The 7,013-nt window shown below is 38.6% G+C and carries 4 protein-coding genes; all 4 read right to left on the reverse strand.

The window, feature by feature from the left end:
- Nucleotides 1-142 precede the first annotated feature (142 nt).
- The 4 genes from CRO54_RS19600 to CRO54_RS19615 all read right to left on the reverse strand — a co-directional run bounded on the left by CRO54_RS19600 (nt 143) and on the right by CRO54_RS19615 (nt 6,738).
- The gene (locus CRO54_RS19600; protein ID WP_097133763.1) at nt 143-1,552 is read right to left on the reverse strand and encodes an efflux transporter outer membrane subunit; all 1,410 of its coding nucleotides are present in this window, start codon (nt 1,550-1,552) and stop codon (nt 143-145) included.
- Nucleotides 1,553-1,566: 14 nt separating this feature from the next.
- Nucleotides 1,567-4,743, reverse strand: coding sequence for an efflux RND transporter permease subunit (locus tag CRO54_RS19605; protein ID WP_097133764.1), 3,177 nt, complete (start codon nt 4,741-4,743; stop codon nt 1,567-1,569).
- 134 nt (nt 4,744-4,877) lie between these two features.
- On the reverse strand, nt 4,878-6,050 hold the full coding sequence (locus CRO54_RS19610) for an efflux RND transporter periplasmic adaptor subunit (RefSeq protein ID WP_097133765.1): 1,173 nt from the start codon (nt 6,048-6,050) through the stop codon (nt 4,878-4,880).
- 115 nt (nt 6,051-6,165) lie between these two features.
- The gene (locus CRO54_RS19615; RefSeq protein WP_097133766.1) at nt 6,166-6,738 is read right to left on the reverse strand and encodes a TetR/AcrR family transcriptional regulator; all 573 of its coding nucleotides are present in this window, start codon (nt 6,736-6,738) and stop codon (nt 6,166-6,168) included.
- Between the last annotated feature and the right edge of the window lie 275 nt (nt 6,739-7,013).

The raw sequence follows: 7,013 nt of genomic DNA on the forward strand, positions 1-7,013 counted from the left end.
GGAGAAATCTAGCAATTTGTCCGTTATAGTTTTTAGATTTCTGCTATCGTCGAAATGACGAGGAGCATAATAATATCTACAAACAAAAAACTCCGAACTTTCGCTCGGAGCTTTAATCAAATTATAATAGGGTATGTTCGCACTATTCCTTCCAGCCGCCGCCTAAAGCACGGTATAAACTCACGATAGCTTGTAATTTTTGCAACCTATCATTTACACCATTTAATTGAGCAGATAACAAACTTTGTTCAGAAGTTAAAACATCGGTATAGTTAGTTGCCGAGCTGTATTTTAACAACTCTTTGGTATAATCAACTGCTTTTTCTAAAGATTCAATTTGTTTCGCTCTCGAAGCTTCTTTCTCTACTGCAGTTTGGTAAGCATACAATGCATTTGATACTTCGGAACCTGCAGTTAATACCGATTTCTGGAAAGCAAAATACGACTCTTGTTGAGCAGCCTTCGCTGAAGTCAACCTCGCTTTGTTTTGTCCTTTATTAAAAATAGGCTGAGTTAAACCACCAACAATGCTATAGAAAATAGAATTATTAAAGAAGTTCTCCAATTTCAATGAAGATAGACCACCGTTAGCTGTTAAAGTTAACTGAGGGTAGAAATAAGTCTTTGCTAAATTGGTGTTCTCAAAAGCAACCCTGAAAGCCAATTCCGCTTGTTGCACATCTGGTCTGTTTTTTAGCAACTGAGATGAAAGACCTACTTGCAAGTCTTTATAATCTTGCTGTACATCAAAGGTACTTCTCGCTACTGAACCCGCACCTCTGCCTAATAAAAGGTTTAGGGCATTTTCAGTTTCTCTAATACTTCTTCTTAAATCTGGAATACTTACTTCGGCAGCATATCTGTTTGCCTCGCTTTGTACCACAGCAGCACCGTTTACAATACCTGCTTCTTTCAATTCTTTAATTGCTTCCACATTTTTAATGCGGCTTGCCAAGGTTTGCTCCGTGATTTTCAATTGCGTATCTAAAGCCAACAAGGTGTAATAGTTAGTTGCAATAGAGCTAACCAATTGCGTTTGTACGGCACGCTTAGCAGCATCGGTTTGTAAATAAGAGGCCAATGCCGAACGCTTTGCGCTTCCCAATTTACCCCAAACATCAATTTCCCAAGCGGTACTTAATTGCGCTCTGTATAATTGTGTTTCTAAAGGGATGTTAATACTGGGAGGTAAGTTTAAAGCCGCCCTAGATTGTTTATTGTCGGTTGCGTTTACATCCAGATTTAAGCTCGGTAAAAATGCAGTTTTGCTCAAACGTAAATTCGCTTCAGCGCTCTTCATTCTTTCTATGGACGCTTTTAAATCTAAATTGTTTTCAATTCCTTCTTTAATTAAAGCTTGTAATTGCGGGTCGGTAAACAAAGTTGATGTCGGCAAATTGGCAATAGTTGCTGTGTCTGTTTGCGCTACGTCCCTGTACAAACCATCCGCTTTTAGCTCTTCGGGAGTTTTATATTTTTGAGTTACACAAGCTCCCAAGCTTAAAAGGAGGGAACCTGTAATAAATATCGATATTTTCTGATTTCTTGTCATGTTGATATGCTGAATTAGTCTTCAGGAGTGTCTGATTTTTCAAAGTTCAAGTGCGTTTGTCTTTCCATTACACTTTCGTCGTAAGGAGATTTGCTGCTCACTTTTTCTTGTAAGGTTTGGAAAACGATAAACAACACTGGGATAATGAAAACCCCAAATATAGTTCCGATTAACATACCGCCAACTGCACCGGTACCAATAGAAGTGTTACCTGCAGCACCTACACCTGTAGAAAGCATTAAAGGTAAAAGACCTAAGATAAATGCGAAAGAGGTCATCAAGATTGGTCTTAACCTTGCCGTTGCACCTTCTAGCGCAGCTTGTAAAATGGTCATTCCTTTTCTTCTTCGCTCTGCGGCAAATTCTACAATTAGGATGGCATTTTTCGCCAATAAACCAATCAACATAATGAGGGTAATTTGCGTGTAGATGTTGTTATCGATTCCAAAAATCTTATCGAAAAGAAACACACCAGCCAAACCTACCGGAAGTGATAGGATTACCGCTAATGGTAGCACATAACTTTCGTACTGCGCACAAAGTAGGAAGTAAACGAAAATTAAACACAGCATAAAAATAAATATCGTTTGGCTTCCCGCCGATTGCTCTTCACGAGACAATCCAGAGAATTCATAACCATATCCTTGTGGCAAAATTTTAGCCGCTTCTTCTTCTACAGCTTTCAAAGCATCACCCGAACTGAATCCAGGTTTAGGATTACCCGTTACGGCAATTGAAGTGTAAAGGTTAAACCTAGAAATCGCCTGTGGCCCGTAAACTCTTTCGGTAGAAATGAAACCTGTAATAGGAGCCATGGTGCCGCTTGGTGTACGTACATAAACAGAATTTAAACTTTCTAAATTGCCACGATATTTCGGGTCTGCCTGATAAACGACCCTATATTGCTTCCCAAATTTATTGAAGTTGGAAGCGTAAACACCACCGTAGTAACCTTGCATTACGCTCATTACATCGCTTACATTTAAACCTGCTTGTTTGATTTTAGCTACGTTAGCAGTAATTAAGTATTGCGGGAAATTAGGGTTAAATGAAGTAGCTGCGTATTGTATTTCGGGGCGCTGACTCAGTGCCGCTAAAAATTCGTTACTTATTCTAGAGAAATCGGCAATGGTACCACCGGTTTTATCTTGCAACTGGAACTCGAAACCACCACCGGTACCGAAACCTTGAATGGTTGGAGGTGCAAAGAAGATGATTTTCGCTTCCTTGATGTTGGCCGTTTTCGCAAAAAGTTCACCAATAATGGTTTTTACATCGCGTTTACGCTCATCCCAAGGTTTTAAACGGGCAATTACCATTCCGTAAGAACTACCAGAACCACTGATCATCGCTCTACCAATTACTTTAAGTGTAAGCCTTACTTCTGGAACCGTCGCTACAATGCTGTCAATTTTCGTAATTACCTCGTTGGTTCTTTCTTGCGAAGTACCTGGAGGCAACGAAATATCTGACATGATTGAACCTAAATCTTCGTTAGGTACGAAACCTTTAGGCGTAGTATTCATCGCCCAAACTAATGCTACAATAAATGCTAGCAAACCTAATCCCGCTATCCATTTTTTCTTAGCCAAGAAATAAACCGAACCCTTGTATTTGCGGGTCATGGTATCGAAAGAAGTATTGAAAGCTGCGTAGAAGCGCTTCATAAATCCTTTCTTTTCGCCGTGGTCGTCTTTGTGTGGTTTCAATAATAACGCACATAAAGCCGGACTTAAGGTTAAGGCATTAATTGCCGATAAGATAATCGATATCGCTAGAGTTAAACCAAATTGTTTATAGAATACACCTGATGAACCACTGATAAAACTTACTGGAACGAATACCGCTGCCATTACCAAGGTGATGGAAATGATGGCTCCGGTAATTTCTTCCATCGCATCTTGCGTTGCTTTTTTGGCAGATTTGTAACCTTGGTCGAGCTTGGCGTGTACGGCCTCGACGACTACAATGGCGTCATCTACTACAATACCAATGGCCAGTACCAATGCGAATAACGTTAATAAGTTAATGGTAAAGCCAAATAAACTCAGGAAGAAAAATGTACCCACAATAGCTACAGGTACCGAAATGGCTGGAATTAAGGTAGATTTAAAATCCTGAAGGAAAATAAATACTACGATAAATACCAAGATAAATGCCTCAACTAAAGTGTGTAATACCTTTTCGATAGAGGCATCTAGGAAGTCGTTTACGTTGGTTAAAATATCATATTTCACGCCGCTTGGAAAATCAGCGCTTGCTGCTTTTACGGCTTTCAAGGCGCCATCAATTACTTCCTTCGCATTTGAACCCGCAGTTTGGTTTACCATAAAGCCTAAACCAGGTTTCTTGTTAAAGCTAATAGAACTGGCATAGCTTTGCGCACCCATTTCTATTCGGGCAACATCTTTCAGTTTTAAAATTTGTCCGTTTTCGGCAGTTCTAATAATGATGTCGCCAAATTGAGTTTCGTCTTTTAATCTACCTGTATATTTTAAAGTATATTGAAAAGATTCTGCTGCTTGTTCTCCAAGTTGTCCAGGTGCGGCTTCAATGTTTTGGTCGGCTAATGCCGCACTAACATCACTAGGGATTAATCCATAAGCAGCCATTACATCTGGTTTTAACCATAAACGCATGGTATAAATAGATTGACCAAAAGCTGCCACATCTCCTACACCAGTTACCCTTTTAATTTGAGGAATGATATTGATTTCAGCATAGTTTTGTAAGAATTTTTGGTCGTATGCAGGGTCATCACTATAAAGCGAGAAGATTAATACGTTACTGGCTTGTCTTTTAGCCGTGATTACACCTGCTCTGGTTACTTCGGCAGGTAGTAAACTGGTAGCACGAGCCACACGGTTTTGTACGTTTACCGCAGCTAAATCTGGGTTGGTACCTAGTTTAAAGTTAATGGTAATTGTAGCAGAACCATCGTTTCCGGCTGATGAAGTCATGTAGGTCATGTCTTCCACACCGTTAATTTGTTCCTCCAGCGGAACCACCACACTGCTCATTACCACATCGGCGTTAGCACCTTGGTAAGAAGCAGATACTTGCACCGTTGGTGGTGCAATTTCTGGGTATTGCGAAACAGGCAAAGTGATAATCCCCAGTACACCCAAAATCAAAATAATGATGGAGATTACGGTAGAAAGTACTGGCCTGTCGATAAATTTTTTAAACATAAGAATCGAATTACGATTTTAAGATTTACGATTAGACTTTCGTCATTTCGAACGCAGAGAGAAATCTAGCAAGTTGTATAATTAATATCGTTAGATTTCTCCTCGTTCCTCGTCGAAATGACGGGCGTATTTATTTACTTATTTTTAGCTTCTGCAAATACAGAATCGGCAGGTTTAACTTGTGGCTTGATCTTGTCTCCATCTTTTAAAGAAGCAAAACCTTCTAACACAATTTTATCGCCGTTTTTTAAACCTTTAGTTACCACAAAGTAGTTTCCTTTAGTTAATTCCATGATTTCTACGTTGGTAGTTTTTACGCCCGCGGTGTCGTTAACTAAGTAAACAAATTTCTTCCCTTGGATATCTGTAGTCGATTTTTGAGGGACTAATAAAGCGTTTTCAACGAATTGAGGAATACGGATAGAAGCGCTAGAACCAGAACGTAACAAACCATTTGGATTAGGGAAAGTAGCTCTTAAGCTTGAAGCTCCTGTTTGTGCATTGATTTGTCCGCTGATGGTTTCGATTTTACCTTTTTCTGCATATACAGAACCATCTGCCAAGACTAAAGTTACATTAGGAATTTGCTTGATTTTATCTTCTAGCGTGCGGCCTTTCGTATTTCTGGCAATCTGCAATAACTGTTTTTCGTTTAACGAGAAGTAAGCATAAACCTTGCTAATGCTCGAAACCGTAGTTAATGGCTGCTGACTAGTACTACTTACCAATGCACCAACTTTATAAGGAATAGTACCAATTACACCATTTACAGGCGAATTGACTACGGTGTAACCTAAGTTCACTTTTGCATTTACTAAAGCTGCTTTGGCTTGTGCTAGATTTGCTTTTTTAGAAGTAAGTGTCAAAGCAGCATTTTCTAAATCGAACTTACTGATGATGTCCTTTTCTACCAAAGGTTTAGTTTTGTTGTATTGTAGTTGTGCTGCATTTACTTCGGCTTCTGCACTTCTGATCGCTGCTTCTGCGGTTCTCACTTCTTGCTGATATTGAGGTGCGTTGATAGCAAATAAAGGTTGACCTTGCTTTACTGTTGCACCTTCGTCTACGTAAATCTTCTCGATAAAACCATCGATTCTTGGTCTGATATCTACGTTTTGTTGACCTTCTAGCATTGCTGGATAGTCGCTTTCCAACGTAGTGTTGAATTCGTTAATTTGTACCACTGGGTAATTTTGGGGGCCAGCAGGAGGTCCACCTGCTTTTGGGTCTTTGCCACCAGAACTACATGACGCCATAAACAAGGCTGCTAAACCCGTTAGCGATAATAAAAGTGATGATTGTTTCATTGAAGTATGCATTTGTGTTTAATGGTAATGAAGCTGTCAAGAGTTTGTATTTTATCTTTAATGAAGGTAACTCTTGAGGGGTTCATTGTGTATATATGTTGATTTTTGAAGGTTCTTAGTTGAAAATTTGATCTAAAATAATTTGTTTTCTCTCTGCAATGAGTGTGTTGTATTTTTCTTGGGAAATATCCAATAACTTTTGGTATAAAGGTTTCATGATCACTGGAAACGACATTAGTGCAAAAAGATTAAACATGAATTGGATAGGGTCGCCTTTTTTAATAGTTCCTTTATCCATTTCTTCACCAACTTCTTTTAGAAAATGAACTAGGGCAGCACTTTTCTTTTTTTCTTTCAGGGCGAAGTTTTTACTACAAATTTCCGTAATTAGAAATGATTCTCGATAAGGATATTTCAATAGCTCTTTCATATACACATCAATAAAAAGGCTTATTTTAGCTTGAAAATCGATTTTATCATATAAAACCTTATCTAACTGAGATTTTAAACTGTCTACTGCTTCGCGGTATACGGTTTGAAAAAGTAAATCCCTAGAACGGAAATAGTAGTTAATGAGCGAACGGTTAACGCCAGCCGCATCCGCAATTTCTTGGGTTGTAGCGTGCAAATAACCTTTGCTAAAGAATAGCTCTTTTGCAGTTTGTTTAATGAGTTCTTCTTTATTCAAACCTAATTAACTTTAATGTTTAACAATTTTGTTAAACAACAAAAGTAGTTTCAAGTTTGATTTGCAAAGTCAGAGAAATCTCATTTAATCATTTGATTGATTTTTGTTACAAAGAAAAACCTTAGCACAGTAAGCTCTAAAACTTGTTTTTTGAATTTTTCGTTCCTAATTTTCTTGTAACCAAACTATAAACCTATGAAATTATTTTGTTCTCAAAGGAGTATTCTCCTTTGCGTGGCTATACTCGCCATCGCAGTTCTCTTTAATTCTTGCCG

This window comes from Pedobacter xixiisoli, from assembly GCF_900215335.1.
Lineage (GTDB): Bacteria > Bacteroidota > Bacteroidia > Sphingobacteriales > Sphingobacteriaceae > Pedobacter > Pedobacter xixiisoli.